Here is an 18,177-nt window from a genome sequence, read left to right on the forward strand (position 1 = left end):
CGGTCAGGGTTGGCCCGGGCGCTCCTGCTCGTGTGCGTGGGGGCGGGAGTGCCCGTGGTGACGCAGATACCTGTCGTCGATTCCCTGGAGCAAGGCATCGGCGTGTTCGCCCGCCTGCAACCGTATCAGGGCATCGATCTTCGCTTCCATGCGATCATCGTTTTCCTTCGATGTGGGCGAGCCGACATACAGAAAGTAGGCCAGCCCGATGACCTGCCACATCAATTGCAGGAACTCAGACTGCCAATTCTCGAAAGTATCGCGTAGCATCTCGTCGAGATAGGCGCTCCACTCCGGTACCTGTCCGTGCGTCTGCGTCTCGTCGACATAGGCCCGCCAGCCGAACCACCAGTGGAGCGCTAGCGAACCCAGGAAGAATGCCAGTGTAATCCAGCCGTAAGCGTACTTGCCCCATATCCCGTGTCGGGACGCCTGATCCTCTTTGCGGCTTTGCGGCATCGCTGCGCTCCGTTGCTAAAGCGGTGGTACTCTGCCGGACGAAACCGGTGACTCGTCATACCGGTTCCAAGCATCTGAAAATGCGATAAAAAAGCGGAACCTAACAGCCAGCCTTCCATGAAAAGGTCAGAAGGCAGGGCATGTTGCTGATCAAGCAAGTGCACCGGGGAGAGCCTGAGCTGCGCCAGGCGTAAGCAAGGCTCTTGCTCGACGAAGTCGACGTGAACGGCGGCCGTATCGTGATTTGCGGCTCAAAGTCCGTGCTGGCGAGAACGGCTAGCGCCGCATCCGACGATTCAGCGGAAGGCGTTCTCTCTTTTGTTCGGAAGTGGCGCGCCCGGCAGGACTCGAACCTGCTGCCTCAAGATTAGAAGTCTCGCGCTCTATCCAGATGAGCTACGGGCGCGCGCCGGGGTTCCTTAAGCATGCTTTGCGGATCGTGCAAACCGCGTTAGCAGGTGCGTCCATGAGCGATCCCCAGATTTCGAGAATCGACGGCACCACCAGCGCGCGCCGCCATTTCCGCTATTTCGACTATGTCATGGCCTCGTTCGTGGCGATCCTGCTGCTGTCGAACCTGATCGGGGCAGCGAAGCTGGCGCAGGTCGGCGGGTTCACGTTCGGCGCGGGCATCCTGTTCTTCCCGGTGTCCTACGTGATCGGCGACGTGCTGACCGAGGTCTATGGCTATGCCAACGCGCGGCGCTGCGTGTGGATGGGGTTCTTCGCGTTGGTGTTCATGGCGTTCATGAGCTTCGTGGTGGTGGCGATGCCGCCCGCGCCAGGCTGGGACGGGCAGGCCGCCTATGAAAGCGTGTTCGGATCGACCTGGCGGATCGTGCTCGCGTCGGTAACGGCGTTCTGGGCGGGCGAGTTCGTCAATTCGTTCGTGCTGGCGCGGATGAAGGTGCTGACCGGCGGCAAGATGCTGTGGACGCGCACGATCGGTTCGACCGTGTTCGGGCAGGCGGTGGACAGCCTGCTGTTCTATCCGATCGCGTTCCTTGGCATCTGGACGACGAGCCAGGTGCTGACGGTGATGGTCACCAACTGGCTGATGAAGGTGGTGTGGGAAGCGGTGCTGACGCCGGTGACTTATGCCGTGGTAGGCTGGCTGAAGCGGCGCGAAGGGGCGGATGTCTATGATACGGACACCGACTTCTCGCCATTTGCCAAGGCTCCGCAGGTTTAGGCCAGCTCAGGCGCAAAAGGCCCCACCTCTCCGGGGGCGGGAGAGGCGGGGCGGCTTGCGGGGGCAGGGACTGGAAGGTTGGCCCGCAAGAAGGTGCTTAATCGGCAATCAGGCCAATCAGCAGGTAGACCAGCACTGCCGAGCCGAAGCCGAGCAGGGTGCCGAGCGCGAAGGCGACGCGGACCAGCGTGACGTCGACCTTGAAGTAGTTGGCGATCCCCGAGCAGACGCCCATGATCTTGCCGTGGACCTTGTCGAGGCGGAAGCCGCGCGAGGGCTCGATCGGGCGGGGGGCCGAGTCGTCGAAGCGAAGCTGGCTCATCAGATCATCTCCTGCATGGCGGCGGGTGCCGAAGTGGTGTTGACGGGGGTGTGCACAGTGCCGGCGATCAGCGCGAGGCTGAGCGCGAAAGCGGTGGCGGCTGCGGCGATGCGGTTGGTCAGGGCGGTCATGATCTTGTCCTCATGGTAACTGGTGAAGCCGTTGTGGCTTATGCAAACAGCACTGCATGGGGCGTGCCAAACTGCAGGAATGGCGAATTTCTGCGGTTTCAGGGCTCGGGTCGTAGTTTTGGCGTCTTTCCCGCTGCTAAACAGTGGTGAAATTCCCCATTAATTGGCGAGCGTGAGATTGGTCTGGTCCTGGCCTCTTCGGCTGACGTGCTTTGCAGCTTGCTTTTTCGCGCAACCGGGCCTATCTGCGCCTCATCCCGACATTGTGAAAGCAAGGTCAGGCTGGTGCCACCGGGCACCGGCACGATCCCGCTTTCGCTGTTCGGCTCATTGGAGATTGCATGGCGGATATCGCACGGATTGCGGAAGTTATCGAACCGGAGGCCAAGGCCCTGGGCTTCGATCTCGTGCGCGTGCGCTATTTCAAGGGCGGCGAGATCGGTGACGAGGAGCATACGCTCCAGGTCATGGCCGAGCGTCCAGAGACCGGCCAGCTGGTGATCGAGGACTGTGCGGCGCTTTCGAATCGCATCTCTGACCGGTTCGACGAACTGGAAGAGGCGGGCGAAGTGCTGCTGGAAGATGCCTACCGGCTCGAGGTTTCCTCGCCGGGGATCGACCGTCCGTTGACCCGGCCCAAGGACTTTGCCGCGTGGGTCGGGCAGGAGGCTCGCATCGAGCTTTCCGAGTTGCTGGGGGAGCGCAAGCGTTTCCGCGGCGATCTCACGGGCTTCGATGCTGAAACTCAGACCATCTCGATCGAGGACGATGGCGTGGTGTTCGAGGTGCCGTTTGCTCTCGTCGCCAATGCCAAGCTGATCCTGACGGACAAACTTATCGCCGCTTCCCGGCCGCTGGATACCAGCGGTGCGGACGAAATTCTCGAAGAACAGGAAGACTGACCCATGGCCAGTGCGATTTCCGCCAACCGCGCCGAACTGCTTGCGATCGCCAACGCGGTCGCCACCGAGAAGATGATCGACAAGTCGGTCGTCATCGAGGCGATGGAAGAGGCAATCCAGAAGTCCGCGCGCAACCGTTATGGCGCCGAGAACGACATTCGCGCCAAGCTCGATCCGCGCACCGGCGACCTGCGCCTGTGGCGCGTGGTGGAAGTGGTCGAGGTGGTCGAGGACTACTTCAAGCAGGTTGACCTGAAGGCTGCCGAGAAGCTGCAGCCGGGCGCGGCCATCGGCGATTTCATCGTCGATCCGCTGCCGCCGGTGGACCTCGGCCGCATCGACGCGCAGTCGGCCAAGCAGGTGATCTTCCAGAAGGTCCGCGATGCCGAGCGTGACCGCCAGTACGACGAGTTCAAGGACCGCGCCGGCGAAGTTATCACCGGCGTGATCAAGTCGGTCGAATTCGGCCACGTCATCGTCAACCTCGGCCGCGCCGAGGGCGTGATCCGCCGCGACCAGCAGATCCCGCGCGAAGTGCCGCGCGTGGGCGAGCGTGTCCGTGCGCTGATCATGAAGGTCGAGCGCCAGAACCGCGGGCCGCAGATCTTCCTCAGCCGCGCGCACCCAGAGTTCATGAAGAAGCTCTTCGCGCAGGAAGTGCCCGAGATCTACGACGGCATCATCGAGATCAAGGCCGCTGCCCGCGATCCGGGCTCGCGCGCCAAGATCGGCGTGATCAGCCGCGACTCGAGCATTGACCCGGTCGGCGCCTGCGTCGGCATGAAGGGCAGCCGCGTCCAGGCCGTCGTGCAGGAACTGCAGGGCGAAAAGATCGACATCATTCCGTGGAGCGAGGACACCGCGACCTTCGTGGTCAACGCGCTGCAGCCCGCTACGGTCAGCCGCGTGGTGATCGACGAGGAAGAGAGCCGCATCGAAGTCGTCGTGCCCGATGACCAGCTGTCGCTCGCTATCGGCCGTCGCGGTCAGAACGTGCGCCTGGCCTCGTCGCTGACCGGTTCGGCGATCGACATCATGACCGAGGCGGAAGCTTCGGAGAAGCGCCAGAAGGAATTCGCCGAGCGTTCGAAGATGTTCGAGGAAGAACTCGACGTCGACGAGACGCTGTCGCAGCTGCTGGTGGCCGAAGGCTTCACCGAGCTGGAAGAAGTCGCCTACATCGAGACCAGCGAACTGGCGACGATCGAAGGCTTCGACGAAGAGCTGGCGGAAGAACTCCAGAGCCGCGCTGCCGAGGCGATCGAGCGCCGCGAGGAAGCCCTGCGCGAACAGCGCCGTGGCCTTGGCGTCGAAGATGCGCTGGCCGAATTGCCGCACCTGACCGAAGCGATGCTCGTCACGCTCGGCAAGGCCGGCATCAAGACCCTCGACGATCTGGCCGACCTTGCCACCGACGAGCTCATTGCCAAGAAGCGCGCCGAGCAGCGCCGTCGCAACGACAAGGGTCCGCGCGAGAAGAGCGATCGCCCCGAGCGCGTCGAGGACAAGGGTGGCGTGCTGGGCGAGTATGGCCTGAGCGAAGAACAGGGCAACGAGATCATCATGGCCGCGCGTGCGCATTGGTTTGAAGACGAGCCGGGGTTCGACGACAAACCAGTAGCTGAGGAGGCCGCCGATGCGGATTCCTCACAATGAGCCGCTAAGCTCCGACATCTCCGGCACTGCACCGGCGGGGAAGGCCTCGCCGGAGCGCAAGTGCGTGCTGACCGGGCGCCATGATGCGCGGCATGAATTGACGCGTCTTGCCATCTCGCCCGACGGCGACGTGCTGCCCGACGTGATGGCGCGTGCCCCCGGGCGCGGCGCCTGGATCGGCGTGGACCGGCAAGCCCTTGAAAAAGCTGTTGCCAATGGCAAACTTAAGGGAGCGCTGGCGCGTGCCTTCAAAGGTGCACCGCTGTCCATCCCGGCCGATCTGCCATCCCGCATCGAACAGGCGCTGCGTCGTCTGGTGACCGACCGGCTCGGCATCGAGCTGCGGGCGGGCAATGTGCTGCTGGGCACGGAGAAGATTGCGCAAGGCTGCAGGGCAGGGGCGGTGACGTTCCTCGGCCATGCCTCGGACGCCGGCACCGATGGTCCCAACAAGCTGGCGCAAGCCTGGCGGGTGGGCGAAGGCGCCGAGGGTTCGGGGATGAAAGGTGTGATCTTGCCGCTGGACCGAGCGGCGCTGTCTGTGGCATTGGGCCGCGACAACGTCGTTCACGTCGCGCTGACCGACCCCGCTGCCGCCGCAAGGCTGCAAGCGCCGCTGCAGCGCCTGATACATTTTCTCGGAAACGAGACTGAAGCCACCGAATCCGGGACGGGTGCGGTGGCGAACGACGATATTGATACGAAGGGCGAATGAGTTCGATGAGCGATAGCGACAAGAAGCCGACACTGGGCCGTAGGCCGCTGGGTCTGAAGACCTCGGTGGAGGCGGGAGAGGTCAAGCAGACCTTCAGCCATGGTCGCACCAACAAGGTGGTGGTCGAAGTGAAGCGGCGCAAGCTGATGGGCCGGCCCGGCGAGGCCGCTCCTGTTGCTGCGCCTGCTGCACCGGCACCTGCTGCTGCGCCGGTAGCGCCGCCGCCACCACCGCCGCCGCCGCCTCCGCCGCCCTCGGCCAGCCGCGAAACCCGCCAGGAAATGCAGGCCCGCCTGCTGCGCGAAGCCGAGGAAGCCCGCCTCGCCGCGCTCGAAGCTGCGAACCGCCGCGAGCAGGAAGAGAAGCTGAAGGCGATCGAGGAAGAGCGTCGCCGCGCCGAGGAAAAGGCCAAGGCCGAAGCCGCGCCCGCGCCCGAACCTGTGGCAGAGCCGACCCCTGAACCCGAAACTGCGCCTGCACCCGCGCCTGCGCCAGTCGCGACGCCTGAAGTGGCCAAGCAGCCGGAAGCCGCGCCCGCTCCGGTCGAAGCCAAGGCTGCTGAGCCGAAGGCGGAGGAAGCCGCACCGGTAATCCCGGCACCGCGCCGGTTCACGCCGGTTGCTTCGCCGGTTCCGGTCAAGCGGCCCGAGCCTGCTGCGAAGAAGCCCGCCGCCAACCCGCGCGATCGCAAGACTGAAGACCGCCGTGGCGGCAAGCTGACTGTCACGCGCGCACTGAACGAGGACGAAGGCGCACGCGCCCGTTCGCTCGCCGCGCTCAAGCGTGCGCGTGAAAAGGAACGTCGTGCGCACTTCGCCGGCCAGTCACAGCCGCGCGAGAAGCAGGTTCGCGATGTGGTCGTGCCTGATGCGATCACGGTGCAGGAGCTGGCAAACCGCATGGCCGAGAAGGCTGCGGACCTGGTCAAGGCACTGTTCAAGATGGGCATGATGGTCACCATCAACCAGACCATCGACCAGGACACCGCCGAACTGCTGGTCACCGAATTCGGTCACAACATCCAGCGCGTGAGCGACAGCGATGCCGACATCGATACCGCGGCTGACGTCGACGCCGAGGACACGTTGCAGCCGCGTCCTCCGGTGGTGACGATCATGGGCCACGTCGACCACGGCAAGACCTCGTTGCTTGATGCGCTGCGCGGGACCGACGTGGTGCGCGGCGAGGCCGGCGGCATCACGCAGCACATCGGCGCCTACCAGATCAAGACCAAGGGCGGTGAGTTCATCACCTTCCTCGACACCCCGGGCCACGAAGCCTTCACCGAAATGCGCATGCGCGGTGCGAACGTCACCGACATCGTCATTCTGGTTGTTGCCGGTGACGACGGGCTGATGCCGCAGACGATCGAGGCGATCAACCACACCAAGGCGGCCGGCGTGCCGATGATCGTGGCGATCACCAAGTCCGACAAACCCGAGTTCAACCCGCAGAAGATCCGCGAGCGCCTGCTCGAGCACGAGATCATCGTCGAGGCGATGTCGGGCGACGTGCAGGACGTGGAAGTTTCGGCCAAGTCCGGTGCGGGCCTGGATGACCTGATCGAGAAGATCCTGCTGCAGGCCGAACTGCTCGAACTCAAGGCCAACCCCGATCGTGCGGCAGAAGCCACCGTGATCGAGGCCAAGCTCGACAAGGGCAAGGGTCCGCTGGCGACCGTGCTGGTCAACCGCGGCACGCTCAAGGTCGGCGACATCCTCGTGGTCGGCACCCAGTCGGGCCGCGTCCGCGCGATGCTCGACGACAAGGGCCGTCAGGTGAAGGCGGCGGGTCCGTCGCTGCCGGTCGAAGTGCTCGGCATCGGCGGCGTGCCGATGGCCGGCGACACGCTGACCGTGGTGGAAAGCGAGGCCCGGGCCCGCGAAGTGGCCGCGTACCGTCAGGAACGTGCGACCGCCAAGCGTACCGTGCAGGCGCCTGCCAGCCTCGAGAACATGTTCTCCGCGCTCGCCGCGAAGAACACGGTCATCGAGTACCCGCTGGTGGTCCGTGCCGACGTGCAAGGGTCGGTCGAAGCGATCGTCAATGCGCTCAACAAGATCTCGACCGACGAGATCAAGGTGCGCATCCTGCAATCCGGCGTTGGTGCGATCACCGAAGGCGACGTCAACCTGGCGCAGGCCAGCGGTGCGCCGATCGTGGGCTTCAACGTCCGTCCCAACGCCAAGGCGCGCGAGCTGATCGAGCGCAACAAGGTGCGGATGAAGTACTTCGACGTGATCTATCAGCTGACCGACGACATCCGTTCGGAAATGGCGGGCGAGCTGGGTCCGGAGGCGATCGAAACGGTCGTGGGCCGTGCCGAGGTCAAGGAAGTCTTCCCGGCGGGCAAGAAGGACAAGGCAGCCGGTCTGCTCGTGGTCGAGGGCGTCATCCGCAAGGGGCTGCATGCGCGCCTCACGCGCAACGACGTCATCGTCAGCCGCACGACCATCGCCTCGCTCCGCCGCTTCAAGGACGACGTTGCCGAAGTCCGCGCAGGCCTGGAATGCGGCGTGCTGCTGCAGGACACGAACGACATCAAGGCTGGCGATCAGCTGGAAGTCTTCGAAGTCGAGATGCGCGACCGCACGCTTTGATGATGTAAGGGGATGCTCCCTCCGCCTTCAGGGGCGGCGGGGCGTCCTGCCATTTCGGCGGCAGTCTCGCTGGTCAACAGCTTTGCCGCAGAGGACTAGAGTCACACTGGACTTGTCCCAAGAACGTCTTTCCGAGGTCGCTACTGGCGACAGAAGGGAAGGTGATGTTTTTGAAGATAGATACAGTCGTGATTCTGGTTCTTGGCGTGGCCACGTTGATCGTGGGGCTCGTCGGACTGGTGATCAAGCTCATCGAGCTTGGCCGCAAGTAAAGCCAGTGAGGGGGTGCTGTAGCAGCAGCACCCCTGATACGAAAAGAGCCCGAACGTAGCAGCGTCCGGGCTCCGGGATGGTGAAACTGAAGATTTCAACCGTCGTGATCTTCCTTGCATAACACATCTGCCCAGAATTGCAAGAACGGCCCCCTGCCATGACCCGCTATGTTGCCCTGTTCGGATCGATCAACGTCGGCGGCAATCGCGTGACGATGGCGGATCTGCGCTGGGCGTTCGAGCGGGAAGGGCTGACCGGGCTGGAGACGGTGGTCGCCAGCGGCAACCTGCTGTTCGATTATGACGAGCGTCCGCTTGATGGTCTGGAGGACTTGTTCGCGCACGTCATGCTCGAGCGGTTCGACATCAAGAGCTTTGTTGCGGTGCGCGATCGGGCGGCGATTGCACAAGCCGTGGAGGAAAATCCGTTCACCGGGATCGGCAAGGACAATCTGGTCCACACCCTGTTCCTCGAACGCCAGCCCGATCAAGCCGCGTTCGACAAGCTGGCAGCGGACCAGGCCATGCGCGGGCTTGAGAAACTGGCAATTGGCGAGCGCAGCATCTATATCGATTTTGTAAGCAGCGTTGCCGAAAGCAAGCTGACGAGCGCCTTTATCGAGCGCCGTCTCGGTTGCCGGGGCACCGCCCGCAACGTGCGCTCGATCGCGCGCATCCTTTCGAAGATGAGTTAGAATTGGCCAAGTTTCAGACCACCCCCGAAACCCGTTCCGTCCGCTTGCTCAAGGTGGGGGAGCAGGTGCGCCATATCCTGTCGGAGCTGCTGACGCGGCAGGAAGTGCATGACGACGTGCTTTCCGCGCACTCCGTTTCGGTTACGGAAGTGCGCATGTCGCCCGATCTGCGTCACGCCACGGTGTTTGTGAAGGCCTTGCTGGGCAAGGACGAGGAGGTCGTGCTCAAGGCGCTGCGGACCAATACGGCGTATTTCCAGCGCGAAGTGGCGCAGCGGTTGCGGCTGAAGTACGCCGCCAAGCTCAAGTTTCTGCCGGACGAGAGCTTTGACGAGGCAAGCCGGATCGAGCAGTTGCTGTCCGATCCCAAGGTGCTGCGCGACCTCGAGGATTGAGCCGGGAGGACTAAGCCGGCACCATCTGCGTATCGATGCTGATGGTCACGTTCTTGGCGACGATCAGGCGATAAGCGGTCATCCCGAATTCGGTGCGGTTGATCCTGGCGCGGCCTGACAGGCGGATCGCCTCGCGGCCGCTGGCTTTGGCGGGCGGCGCGGTGAAGCTGACAGCGAGAGTTGTGGGGCGGGTGACGCCCTTGGCGGTAAGATCGCCGCTGACCACGGCGGTAACAGGCCCGGTCATCGTCATCGAACGGCCGACGAAGCGCACCTGCGGGTGATGCTCTACATCGAAAAAGTCCGGGCCCTTGAGGCGCTTGAGCGTGACGGAATCCCCGGCTTCGAGCGCGGTTGCATCAAGCGTGACATCGAGCTTCACGCTTTCCAGATGCGCGGGGTCGAGTTCGATGCCGCCGCTGATGGCCGGAAAGCGGGCGGTCTTGCTGGCGATGCCGAAAAAGCCGACACGGGCGTGGACGTCGCTGTGCTGGGCGTCGATGCGATAGCGCAACTTCTGCGGCGGTGTATTGCCGCCCAGCGCAAGGATCGAGGCGGCGAGGGCCAGGGCGCCGATTGTCTGTCGAGTTTTCCTGCGCATTGGTCGGCGATCCCTCTGGCAATCCGGAACGTCCGGCTTATGGCTGTGCGCAATGGCCAAGCTCTATTTTTACTACGCCAGCATGAACGCCGGCAAATCGACCAACCTTCTGCAAGCGGACTTCAACTACCGCGAGCGGGGGATGGCGACGATGCTGTGGACGGCTGCGATCGATGACCGAGGTGGCGCTCGAGATATCGAGAGCCGCATCGGCCTTCATGCCGAAGCCCACCGCTTCGATCCTGCTACAGACCTGTGGGCGGCGGTGAAAGCTGCCCATGTTGTACAGCCGCTGTCGTGCGTGCTGGTGGACGAGGCGCAGTTCCTGACGCGAGATCAGGTGTGGCAACTGGCGCGCATTGCCGACGAGACGGGCATTCCGGTGCTGTGTTATGGCCTGCGGACCGATTTTCAGGGCGAGTTGTTCGAAGGCGCGGCGGCCCTGCTTGGCATTGCGGATTCTCTGGTGGAACTGAAGGCTGTCTGCCACTGCGGGCGCAAGGCGACGATGAACCTGCGCGTGGATGAAAGCGGCGCGGCGGTGCGGGCGGGGCAGCAGACCGAGATCGGCGGCAACGACCGCTATGTCGCGCTTTGCCGCAGGCACTTTTCGGAGGCGATGAATGCATGAGCGGAGATGGACTGTACGTGCCGCTTGCCGAGGGCGACTTGCGGCTCGAGCCGCTGCGCGAGGATCATCGCGCGGGCCTGCGCCATGCGTGCGCGCAGGACGACGAGATCTGGGACGTCTATCCCTTCAGCTACCGGGGCGAGGCGTTCGATCCGCAATTCGACAGCCTGCTGAACTCTGCGCCGCAGCGGCGACCCTATGCCGTCTTTTCGGGCGAGGTGCTGGTCGGCATGACGGCGTGGATCGAGCATGGCGCGCCGGGTTGGTCGATCGAGATCGGCAACAGCTATATCGTACCGTCGGTTCGGGGCACCGGCCTCAACGGGCGGCTGAAGCGGCTGATGATCGACCACGCCTTTGCTTGTGGGCTGAAACGCGTGGCGTTCAAGGTGGATACGATGAACCTGCGCAGTCAGGCTGCGGTCAGGAAGGTTGGCGGAGTGCAGGAAGGCGTGATGCGGCATGAGCGTCGGACGTGGACGGGCCGTGTGCGCGATACCGTGCTGTTTTCGATCCTGCGTGACGACTGGATGAGCAAGACGAAATGAACCCCGAAGGTCTGGTCTGGCAGATTGCCACGATCGCAATTCCGATGATCCTGGCGATCGTGTTCCACGAGGTGGCGCACGGCTGGGTGGCGCGGGCCTTGGGCGATCCTACGGCGGCCGAGCAGAAGCGGCTGAGCCTCAACCCGCTGCGCCATGTCGATCCTTTCGGCACGATCATCCTGCCGGGGCTGCTGAAGCTGAGCGGTGCGCCCGTGTTCGGCTGGGCCAAGCCCGTGCCGGTGGACTTCCGCCGTTTGCGCAACCCGCGCGTTGGCATGATGCTGGTGGCCGCAGCAGGGCCGATGACGAATTTCATTCTCGCAGCCATCGCCGCCATCGGCCTCGGCGTGCTGGTGCGGGCAACCGACAGCATGGGTGAGCCGGGTCTGGGCGCCTTGTTCCTTTCGGACAACTTGCGCAATTTCCTGCTGGTGAACCTGTTCCTTGGCGCCTTCAACCTGCTGCCGATCCCGCCGTTCGACGGTTCACGGATCGTCATGGGCGCGCTGCCGGCACCGCTGGCGCGGGGCTATGCGCGGCTTGAACCGTTCGGGCTGCTCGTGGTGTTCGGTCTTCTGGTGATCCTGCCTTATTTTGCGCCAGACCTACATCTGGTCCAGCGGCTGATCGGGCCGCCGGTGGAGTGGATGGGCCAGCAGCTTGCCAATCTTGCCATGCTGGTGGCCGGGCCTGAGCCAATCTGATCATGGTCGATGGCTGGATCATACTCGACAAGCCGCTTGAGCTTGGCTCGACGCAGGGCGTGGCGGCGGTGAAGCGCAACTTGCGGGCTGCAGGCTTCGGCAAGTGCAAGGTCGGACACGGCGGCACGCTCGATCCGCTGGCGACAGGTGTGTTGCCGATTGCCATTGGCGAGGCGACCAAGCTGTGCGGGCGGATGCTCGATGCCAGCAAGATATATGCTTTCACGGTCCGTTTCGGGGAGGAGACTGACACACTCGATCTTGAGGGGAAGGTCGTGGCGACAAGCGATGTCCGGCCCTCATGGGCAGAGATCGAGGCAGTCCTGCCGCGCTTTACCGGGCCTATCGCGCAAGTGCCGCCAGCCTATTCGGCGCTGATGGTTGATGGTGAACGGGCCTATGACCTTGCGCGCAAGGGTGAGGCATTTGAACTCAGATCGCGCGATGTGACGATCTTCTCGCTACAGGCAGATCCTGTTGCGGGCGCTGGCCGGGTTGAAGAACTGACCCTCACAGCCCATGTATCCAAAGGAACGTACATCCGCAGCCTGGCCCGCGACATCGCTCGCGCGCTTGGCACCGTGGGGCATGTCACCATGTTGCGCCGCCTGAAGGCCGGGCCGTTCGAGATGCACCAAGCGATTTCGCTGGACAAATTGAACGATGTGGGTAAAGGCGCGCCCCTTGAACACATACTCTTGCCGCTGGAGGCAGGGCTGGTCGACATCCCGGCTCTCTCCCTCGATCCCGAGCAGGCAAGGGCGGTCCGTCAGGGCCGCGTTCTGGCGGGATTGCCCTTCGAGGACGGGCTTTACTGGGCGAGGGCCGGAGCTGTTCCGGTCGCGCTGGTGGAGCTTTCGGGCGGAAGCCTGAAGGTTTCGAGGGGGTTCAACATACAGGATGTCGCGGAGTAGAATACATGTCGATTACCGCAGAAAAGAAGCAGGAAGTCATTGCAGCTCACGCTCGCGCCGAGGGTGACACCGGTTCGCCGGAAGTCCAGGTCGCGATCCTGACCAGCCGCATCCAGACGCTGACCGAGCACTTCAAGTCCAACCACAAGGACAACCACTCGCGTCGCGGCCTGCTGATGATGGTCAACAAGCGTCGCTCGCTTCTCGACTACCTGAAGAAGAAGGACGTGGGTCGCTACAACGACCTGATCCAGAAGCTCGGTCTTCGCAAGTAACCAGCGGAGCGGCCCCAAGCGGGCCGCTTTTGCTTTCTGGGAGTATCGCGCGAAAAGTGGGAACCGGTTTTCGCTTTTCGCGATGTGACCAAACAACAGGCGTCCTCGCAATTCGGCGAGGTGCCTCTGGGGCAAGACAAACGGCCCCACACCGGACCGGGACGGCATTCCCCGGCAGCAAACCCCGCTCGCAATAGGGCGCGCGGGCTGAAGGATGTAAAATGTTCGACGTCAAGACAGTATCGCTGGAGTGGGGCGGAAAGACCCTCACCCTCGAAACCGGCCGCATTGCCCGTCAGGCTGACGGCGCGGTCCTCGCCACCTATGGCGAAACTGTGGTGCTTTGCGCGGTCACCGCGGCAAAGTCGGTCAAGGAAGGCCAGGACTTCTTCCCGCTGACCGTCCACTACCAGGAAAAGTATTCGGCTGCGGGGCGCATTCCCGGCGGCTTCTTCAAGCGCGAGCGCGGCGCGACGGAAAAGGAAACGCTTGTTTCCCGCCTGATCGACCGTCCGGTCCGTCCGCTGTTCCCCGAAGGTTTCTACAACGAAATCAACGTCATCGCCCAGGTCCTGAGCTATGACGGTGAGACCGAACCCGATATCGTCGCGATGATTGCCGCATCGGCTGCGCTGACCATTTCGGGCGTGCCATTCATGGGCCCGATCGGCGCTGCCCGCGTCGGCTTCGTCGATGGCGAATACGTGCTGAACCCGAAGCAGGACGTGGCGCTGACCGACGGCCGCCTCGACCTCGTGGTTGCCGCGACCGACACCGCCGTGATGATGGTGGAATCGGAAGCCAAGGAACTGAGCGAAGACGAAATGCTCGGCGCCGTGCTGTTCGCGCATGACGAGATCAAGAAGGTCGTCGGTGCGATCATCCAGCTGGCCGAGAAGGCTGCCAAGGACCCTTGGGACATCGACCTGTCGGACAACACTGCCGACATCAAGAAGAAGCTCAAGGACCTGGTCGGCAAGGACGTTGCCGCCGCCTACAAGCTGACCGACAAGTCGGCCCGCTCGAACGCCCTGAACGAAGCCCGCGCCAAGGCGAAGGCTGCGTTCGCGGAAGAAGGCGCGCAGACCCAGATGGTCGCGATGAAGACGATGAAGAAGGTGGAAGCCGACATCGTCCGTGGCGCGATCCTCAAGGATGGCCAGCGCATCGATGGCCGCACCACCACGCAGGTCCGTCCGATCGAGGCGATGGTCGGCTTCTTGCCGCGCACGCATGGTTCGGCACTGTTCACCCGCGGTGAGACGCAGGCGATCTGCACGACCACGCTGGGCACCAAGGACGCCGAGCAGATGATCGACGGCCTCGAAGGCCTGCGCTATGAAAACTTCATGCTCCACTACAACTTCCCGCCGTACTCGGTTGGCGAAGTTGGCCGTTTCGGCGCTCCGGGCCGTCGTGAAGTGGGCCATGGCAAGCTGGCATGGCGCGCGCTGCACCCGGTGCTGCCGACCAAGGAAGAGTTCCCCTACACGATCCGCATCCTCTCGGACATCACCGAGTCGAACGGTTCGTCCTCGATGGCAACTGTCTGCGGCGGCTGCCTTTCGATGATGGACGCGGGCGTTCCGGTGAAGCGTCCGGTTTCGGGCATCGCCATGGGCCTCATCCTTGAAGGCGACAAGTTCGCCGTTTTGTCCGACATCCTTGGCGACGAGGACCACCTCGGCGACATGGACTTCAAGGTGGCCGGCACGTCTGAAGGCATCACCACGATGCAGATGGACATCAAGGTTGCGGGCATCACGCGCGAGATCTTCGAAGTCGCGCTGCGTCAGGCTTCGGAAGGCCGCGCGCACATCCTCGGCGAAATGACCAAGGCCCTGGGCGAGGCACGTACCGAGCTTTCGGCCCACGCTCCGCGCATCGAGACGCTGCAGATCGACAAGTCGAAGATCCGTGATGTCATCGGCACCGGCGGCAAGGTGATCCGCGAAATCGTCGCCACCACCGGCGCGAAGGTCGACATCGACGACGAAGGCCTGATCAAGATCTCGTCCTCGGACCTGACCCAGATCGAAGCTGCGAAGAACTGGATCCTCGGCATCGTCGAGGAAGCGGAAGTCGGCAAGATCTACAAGGGCAAGGTCGTCAACATCGTCGACTTCGGCGCTTTCGTGAACTTCATGGGTGGCAAGGACGGCCTCGTCCACGTCTCGGAAATGAAGAACGAGCGCGTGGAAAAGCCGACCGACGTCGTGAAGGAAGGCCAGGACGTCTACGTCAAGGTCCTCGAGATCGACCAGCGCGGCAAGGTTCGCCTGTCGATGCGCGTCGTCGATCAGGAGACCGGTGGCGAGCTGGAAGACACCCGTCCGCCCCGCGAACCGCGTGAACCGCGCGGTGATCGCGGAGATCGCGGCGACCGTCGTGGTCCGCGCGGCAACGACCGTGGTGGCCGCGGTGACCGTGGCCCGCGTCGCGAAGGCGGCGATCGTCCTCGTCGTGACCGTGAAGACGGTCCGGCTCCGGACCACATGCCGGCGTTCCTCAAGTCCGACGACTGAGGAACGGCCTGCAGGCCACACAGAAAGGGGCTCCACCGCAAGGTGGGGCCTTTTTCGTTTGCAGGAACGTGCTCAATCGCGACTCATGCCGTCCGGAGCGACCAAGGGTAGTTTGCGTTTGCTATTGTCCCGGCATGGGTCCACTGCAAGGTATCGGTGAGATGACCATTGTAGGCATCACCGGCTGAGAGACCTGTGCGCTCCCGCTTACGCAGTGGGACCAGGCCGTCGAAATCACCAGAAAACTTGCAAGCCCCGGAGCCGGTCATGCCGGTTGCAGCGTGAGCTGCATAAAAAACCGGGCTGCTGCCGACGCCTGGACACCATCAAGCACACAAGACGCGCCATTCAGCGTGTTCGCAACGGAGTAACCCGCATGAGCCGAGCCATGAACACCACGCTGAACGAAGCCCGCGTCCGCGCACTTTGTGAAAAGTCCGGCGTCGCAATCAGTGCGCTTGAAGTCCTGCCTTCGGGCGGCACGCGACTGGTCTGTACGCGCGAGGAAGGCGCAGACGAAATGCGGATCGCGCTGAAGGGGAACATGATTGAAGGCCGCGTTCCGCGGTTCGCATTCCAGCGCAGCCAGAATTCACAATATGGCTGATCCAAAGACCAGCAAGTCCCGCAGTTCAGGGTAAGGGCTAGGCCGCATCGCGCAGTGGCGGTGGGGTCTCGCCGGCCATCAGGATGCAGTTCCGGCCCGATTGCTTTGCCGCATAGAGGGCTTCATCGGCTGCTCGCAGGGCATCGCTTCGCGTCTTGTAGGCAAACACGTCGGCGACGCCTCCAGAGAAGGTCACCCTGCCGAACGGCATGTCGGTCGCCCGGTTGACGAGGCGTCTTTCGGAGATTGTCTCGCGGGCGTGGTCGAGCCGATCCCAGGCCTTCTGCGGCGTCAGCGCGCGGAACAGGACGGCAAATTCCTCGCCGCCATGGCGAGCGACATGACAGCGCGCGTCCGAGATCTGGCTGAGGGTTTCTGCCACGATCTTGAGCACGCGGTCACCGGCAGCATGGCCGTGGCTGTCATTGATGCGCTTGAAGTGGTCGATGTCGCAGAAGGCGACGCAGAGCGGTTCGCCTGCTTCCTTGGCCGCGGCGTATTCCTTTTCGAACAGCACTTCGAAGGCGCGGCGGTTGGGCAGGCCGGTGAGGTGGTCTTCGTCGGCCACCCGGCGCGCCTCGTCCAGGCTGGTCTGCAGCTCTATCGCGCGTCGTTCGGATTCGCTGAGGTTATGCTCGATCTCGCGCGTGCGCTGCATCATCGCCTTGGCAAGTGCCGCGAGTTCGGTGATCACCGCGCCGGCGCGACCGACCTGTTCGAGATCATCGACGTGCTGCTGCAAGGCAACGCCATACTCGGTGGTCGCGGATCTGGCATGTGTCGTGGCGCTGGTGAACTCCTCAAGCGTGCCTTCGAGGCGCGCCATGAGGGCCGCAAGCAGTTCGGACGAGCTCTCGCCTTCTTCTTCGCGCAGCACCTGTTCGAGCCACACGATGGAGATGGCCTGCCCAGCCTCGGTGCGTTCGAGGATCATCTGGGCGAGTTTGGGCTTGGCCCCGGTAACGCAGTCGTAGGCGATTTCCAGCGTCCACGGCATGACTTCGAGATCGTGATCGATCAGAAAGTCAGCCACTTTGGCCAGGAGCCGGCGCTTGGCCGGGAGCCAGATTTCCCTGGCCGTCACGTCGCGCACGAAACTCGTAACGTCCGGCGAATCCTCCTGAAACTCCGTATCGCCGGCAAGGCCGAGCCATCTGAGCAGGCGCGACCGGGACCCGCGCGAGGAAGGATCATTTGTCATGTTTCCCAGAACGGCCAACGCCGCGTGGGATTAACCACGCGGCGCCGCAGAATTCCGGGAATACGTGTTCGTCCTGAGGCCGATTCAGCGCACGCGAGGACCGCCGAAAGGCATCGGCGGGGGAGGCCGGCGATGGCCGCGCGGAAGCTGCGCCTGATAGGCGCGGCCGCAATGCTCGACGCAATAGGGGAAACCGGGATTCACCTTGTCGCCACAGAAGTGGAAGTCCGGCTCACCGGGGTGGCCCATCGGCCAGCGGCAGATGCGATCGTTGAGATCGAGCAGGCTGGTCTTGTCCGCGATTTCCGGGCTGGGTCGTGCCGGAACCAGGCGACGCGGCGGAGCGGGCGGAATGGGCGCCTGCTGATCGCCGGGACCCTGACGCAGGAAGCCGCCGGGGCCAACCGAGACGATTCGCGGTTGAGGAGCGGCAGGTGCGGCATCGCTGGCAGGCTTTGCTTCAGGAGCCGGTGCGGGAGCGGCGCGCGGTGCCGGTGCCGGCGCTGGCGGTGCCGCTGCCACGACCGGGCGCGGCGCGGCGACCTTGGGTTCCGGAGCCGGAGCAGCGGGCTTGGCCACCTTGGGCGCCGCCGGAGACGCCGACGCATCGGTCTTGTCGTTGGCCTTGACCGGGGAGGGGCGCGCCTTGAGCCCGAGGCGATGCGCCTTGCCGATCACCGCATTGCGGCTGACGCCACCGAGTTCATCGGCGATCTGGCTGGCGGTTGACCCGCCCTCCCACATCTTGGTCAGCTTCTCGATCCGCTCTTCGGTCCAGCTCATGCCTTCACGTTTCCTTCCGTGCCGGAATGCTCCGGCCGTTAAAATCTGC

General features: G+C 63.7%; 20 protein-coding genes and 1 tRNA gene. 14 read left to right on the forward strand and 7 right to left on the reverse strand.

Translation table 11 applies throughout. From position 1 onward, the window contains the following. Positions 1-3 precede the first annotated feature (3 nt). On the reverse strand, positions 4-459 hold the full coding sequence (locus ACZ1JY_RS00385) for a DUF6766 family protein (RefSeq protein WP_465129987.1): 456 nt from the start codon (positions 457-459) through the stop codon (positions 4-6). A gap of 329 nt (positions 460-788) precedes the next feature. Continuing rightward, positions 789-865 (reverse strand) — tRNA-Arg (locus ACZ1JY_RS00390). Positions 866-925: 60 nt separating this feature from the next. Here ACZ1JY_RS00390 and ACZ1JY_RS00395 point away from each other — a divergent pair. Then, positions 926-1,651 carry a queuosine precursor transporter gene (locus ACZ1JY_RS00395; protein WP_465129988.1) on the forward strand — a complete coding sequence of 242 codons (726 nt, stop codon included), beginning with the start codon at positions 926-928 and terminating at the stop codon, positions 1,649-1,651. Between the two features lie 97 nt (positions 1,652-1,748). Here the strand turns inward: ACZ1JY_RS00395 and ACZ1JY_RS00400 are convergent, their stop codons facing one another. Next, complete coding sequence (locus tag ACZ1JY_RS00400) at positions 1,749-1,973, reverse strand: PspC domain-containing protein (RefSeq protein WP_465129989.1); 225 nt, start codon at positions 1,971-1,973, stop codon at positions 1,749-1,751. Beyond that, a complete protein-coding gene (locus ACZ1JY_RS00405) occupies positions 1,973-2,104 on the reverse strand; it encodes a hypothetical protein (RefSeq protein ID WP_255418790.1) in 132 nt (43 codons plus the stop codon). The genes ACZ1JY_RS00400 and ACZ1JY_RS00405 overlap by 1 nt, the downstream gene beginning before the upstream one ends. A gap of 341 nt (positions 2,105-2,445) precedes the next feature. Between ACZ1JY_RS00405 and rimP the strand changes: the two genes are divergently transcribed. The 6 genes from rimP to rbfA all read left to right on the forward strand — a co-directional run bounded on the left by rimP (position 2,446) and on the right by rbfA (position 9,339). Continuing rightward, positions 2,446-3,006, forward strand: a complete 561-nt coding sequence (gene rimP / locus ACZ1JY_RS00410) for a ribosome maturation protein RimP (protein ID WP_168902649.1) — start codon at positions 2,446-2,448, stop codon at positions 3,004-3,006. 3 nt (positions 3,007-3,009) lie between these two features. Next, the gene (gene nusA / locus ACZ1JY_RS00415) at positions 3,010-4,662 is read left to right on the forward strand and encodes a transcription termination factor NusA (protein ID WP_465129990.1); all 1,653 of its coding nucleotides are present in this window, start codon (positions 3,010-3,012) and stop codon (positions 4,660-4,662) included. Continuing rightward, positions 4,643-5,377, forward strand: a complete 735-nt coding sequence (locus ACZ1JY_RS00420) for a DUF448 domain-containing protein (RefSeq protein WP_465129991.1) — start codon at positions 4,643-4,645, stop codon at positions 5,375-5,377. Before nusA ends, ACZ1JY_RS00420 begins: the two co-directional genes overlap by 20 nt. A gap of 5 nt (positions 5,378-5,382) precedes the next feature. Then, on the forward strand, positions 5,383-7,977 hold the full coding sequence (infB, locus tag ACZ1JY_RS00425; RefSeq protein ID WP_465129992.1) for a translation initiation factor IF-2: 2,595 nt from the start codon (positions 5,383-5,385) through the stop codon (positions 7,975-7,977). A gap of 430 nt (positions 7,978-8,407) precedes the next feature. Continuing rightward, the gene (locus ACZ1JY_RS00430; RefSeq protein WP_465129993.1) at positions 8,408-8,944 is read left to right on the forward strand and encodes a DUF1697 domain-containing protein; all 537 of its coding nucleotides are present in this window, start codon (positions 8,408-8,410) and stop codon (positions 8,942-8,944) included. A 2-nt stretch (positions 8,945-8,946) separates the two neighbouring features. Further along, entirely contained in the window at positions 8,947-9,339 is a 393-nt protein-coding gene (rbfA, locus tag ACZ1JY_RS00435; protein WP_465129994.1) for a 30S ribosome-binding factor RbfA, read from the forward strand. 10 nt (positions 9,340-9,349) lie between these two features. Here rbfA and ACZ1JY_RS00440 read toward each other — a convergent pair whose 3' ends face one another. After that, positions 9,350-9,940, reverse strand: coding sequence for a YceI family protein (locus ACZ1JY_RS00440; RefSeq protein WP_465129995.1), 591 nt, complete (start codon positions 9,938-9,940; stop codon positions 9,350-9,352). A 52-nt stretch (positions 9,941-9,992) separates the two neighbouring features. On the opposite strand from ACZ1JY_RS00440, the gene ACZ1JY_RS00445 reads away from it, so the two are divergent. The 7 genes from ACZ1JY_RS00445 to ACZ1JY_RS00475 all read left to right on the forward strand — a co-directional run bounded on the left by ACZ1JY_RS00445 (position 9,993) and on the right by ACZ1JY_RS00475 (position 16,144). Then, positions 9,993-10,571 carry a thymidine kinase gene (locus ACZ1JY_RS00445; RefSeq protein ID WP_465129996.1) on the forward strand — a complete coding sequence of 193 codons (579 nt, stop codon included), beginning with the start codon at positions 9,993-9,995 and terminating at the stop codon, positions 10,569-10,571. Next, positions 10,568-11,119 (forward strand): GNAT family N-acetyltransferase, encoded by a 552-nt coding sequence (locus ACZ1JY_RS00450; RefSeq protein WP_465129997.1) that lies wholly within the window; start codon positions 10,568-10,570, stop codon positions 11,117-11,119. The genes ACZ1JY_RS00445 and ACZ1JY_RS00450 overlap by 4 nt, the downstream gene beginning before the upstream one ends. Further along, positions 11,116-11,823: a site-2 protease family protein gene (locus ACZ1JY_RS00455; protein ID WP_465129998.1), complete on the forward strand. Its 708-nt coding sequence runs from the start codon at positions 11,116-11,118 to the stop codon at positions 11,821-11,823. Before ACZ1JY_RS00450 ends, ACZ1JY_RS00455 begins: the two co-directional genes overlap by 4 nt. Positions 11,824-11,825: 2 nt before the next feature. Then, entirely contained in the window at positions 11,826-12,737 is a 912-nt protein-coding gene (truB, locus tag ACZ1JY_RS00460) for a tRNA pseudouridine(55) synthase TruB (protein ID WP_465129999.1), read from the forward strand. A 5-nt stretch (positions 12,738-12,742) separates the two neighbouring features. Further along, complete coding sequence (gene rpsO / locus ACZ1JY_RS00465; RefSeq protein ID WP_039337765.1) at positions 12,743-13,012, forward strand: 30S ribosomal protein S15; 270 nt, start codon at positions 12,743-12,745, stop codon at positions 13,010-13,012. 221 nt (positions 13,013-13,233) lie between these two features. Further along, positions 13,234-15,537: a polyribonucleotide nucleotidyltransferase gene (pnp, locus tag ACZ1JY_RS00470; RefSeq protein ID WP_465130000.1), complete on the forward strand. Its 2,304-nt coding sequence runs from the start codon at positions 13,234-13,236 to the stop codon at positions 15,535-15,537. Positions 15,538-15,913: 376 nt separating this feature from the next. Continuing rightward, the gene (locus tag ACZ1JY_RS00475; RefSeq protein WP_118072071.1) at positions 15,914-16,144 is read left to right on the forward strand and encodes a hypothetical protein; all 231 of its coding nucleotides are present in this window, start codon (positions 15,914-15,916) and stop codon (positions 16,142-16,144) included. A 37-nt stretch (positions 16,145-16,181) separates the two neighbouring features. Here the strand turns inward: ACZ1JY_RS00475 and ACZ1JY_RS00480 are convergent, their stop codons facing one another. Together ACZ1JY_RS00480 and ACZ1JY_RS00485 are read right to left on the reverse strand one after the other, a co-directional pair. Further along, positions 16,182-17,345 carry a GGDEF domain-containing protein gene (locus tag ACZ1JY_RS00480; RefSeq protein WP_465130001.1) on the reverse strand — a complete coding sequence of 388 codons (1,164 nt, stop codon included), beginning with the start codon at positions 17,343-17,345 and terminating at the stop codon, positions 16,182-16,184. Between the two features lie 84 nt (positions 17,346-17,429). Continuing rightward, positions 17,430-18,128, reverse strand: coding sequence for a GcrA family cell cycle regulator (locus ACZ1JY_RS00485; protein WP_118072070.1), 699 nt, complete (start codon positions 18,126-18,128; stop codon positions 17,430-17,432). Between the last annotated feature and the right edge of the window lie 49 nt (positions 18,129-18,177).

The organism is Novosphingobium sp. BL-A-41-Hi4B-X5A, from assembly GCF_055521705.1.

Excerpts from the sequence above, each read along its gene's own strand:
- ACZ1JY_RS00385 (WP_465129987.1), bottom strand. The coding sequence starts at position 459 with ATGCCGCAAAGCCGCAAAGAGGATCAGGCGTCCCGACACGGGATATGG.
- ACZ1JY_RS00395 (WP_465129988.1), top strand. The coding sequence starts at position 926 with ATGAGCGATCCCCAGATTTCGAGAATCGACGGCACCACCAGCGCGCGC.
- ACZ1JY_RS00400 (WP_465129989.1), bottom strand. The coding sequence starts at position 1,973 with ATGAGCCAGCTTCGCTTCGACGACTCGGCCCCCCGCCCGATCGAGCCC.
- ACZ1JY_RS00405 (WP_255418790.1), bottom strand. The coding sequence starts at position 2,104 with ATGACCGCCCTGACCAACCGCATCGCCGCAGCCGCCACCGCTTTCGCG.
- rimP (WP_168902649.1), top strand. The coding sequence starts at position 2,446 with ATGGCGGATATCGCACGGATTGCGGAAGTTATCGAACCGGAGGCCAAG.
- nusA (WP_465129990.1), top strand. The coding sequence starts at position 3,010 with ATGGCCAGTGCGATTTCCGCCAACCGCGCCGAACTGCTTGCGATCGCC.
- ACZ1JY_RS00420 (WP_465129991.1), top strand. The coding sequence starts at position 4,643 with ATGCGGATTCCTCACAATGAGCCGCTAAGCTCCGACATCTCCGGCACT.
- infB (WP_465129992.1), top strand. The coding sequence starts at position 5,383 with ATGAGCGATAGCGACAAGAAGCCGACACTGGGCCGTAGGCCGCTGGGT.
- ACZ1JY_RS00430 (WP_465129993.1), top strand. The coding sequence starts at position 8,408 with ATGACCCGCTATGTTGCCCTGTTCGGATCGATCAACGTCGGCGGCAAT.
- ACZ1JY_RS00440 (WP_465129995.1), bottom strand. The coding sequence starts at position 9,940 with ATGCGCAGGAAAACTCGACAGACAATCGGCGCCCTGGCCCTCGCCGCC.
- ACZ1JY_RS00445 (WP_465129996.1), top strand. The coding sequence starts at position 9,993 with ATGGCCAAGCTCTATTTTTACTACGCCAGCATGAACGCCGGCAAATCG.
- ACZ1JY_RS00450 (WP_465129997.1), top strand. The coding sequence starts at position 10,568 with ATGAGCGGAGATGGACTGTACGTGCCGCTTGCCGAGGGCGACTTGCGG.
- ACZ1JY_RS00455 (WP_465129998.1), top strand. The coding sequence starts at position 11,116 with ATGAACCCCGAAGGTCTGGTCTGGCAGATTGCCACGATCGCAATTCCG.
- truB (WP_465129999.1), top strand. The coding sequence starts at position 11,826 with ATGGTCGATGGCTGGATCATACTCGACAAGCCGCTTGAGCTTGGCTCG.
- rpsO (WP_039337765.1), top strand. The coding sequence starts at position 12,743 with ATGTCGATTACCGCAGAAAAGAAGCAGGAAGTCATTGCAGCTCACGCT.
- pnp (WP_465130000.1), top strand. The coding sequence starts at position 13,234 with ATGTTCGACGTCAAGACAGTATCGCTGGAGTGGGGCGGAAAGACCCTC.
- ACZ1JY_RS00475 (WP_118072071.1), top strand. The coding sequence starts at position 15,914 with ATGAGCCGAGCCATGAACACCACGCTGAACGAAGCCCGCGTCCGCGCA.
- ACZ1JY_RS00480 (WP_465130001.1), bottom strand. The coding sequence starts at position 17,345 with ATGACAAATGATCCTTCCTCGCGCGGGTCCCGGTCGCGCCTGCTCAGA.
- ACZ1JY_RS00485 (WP_118072070.1), bottom strand. The coding sequence starts at position 18,128 with ATGAGCTGGACCGAAGAGCGGATCGAGAAGCTGACCAAGATGTGGGAG.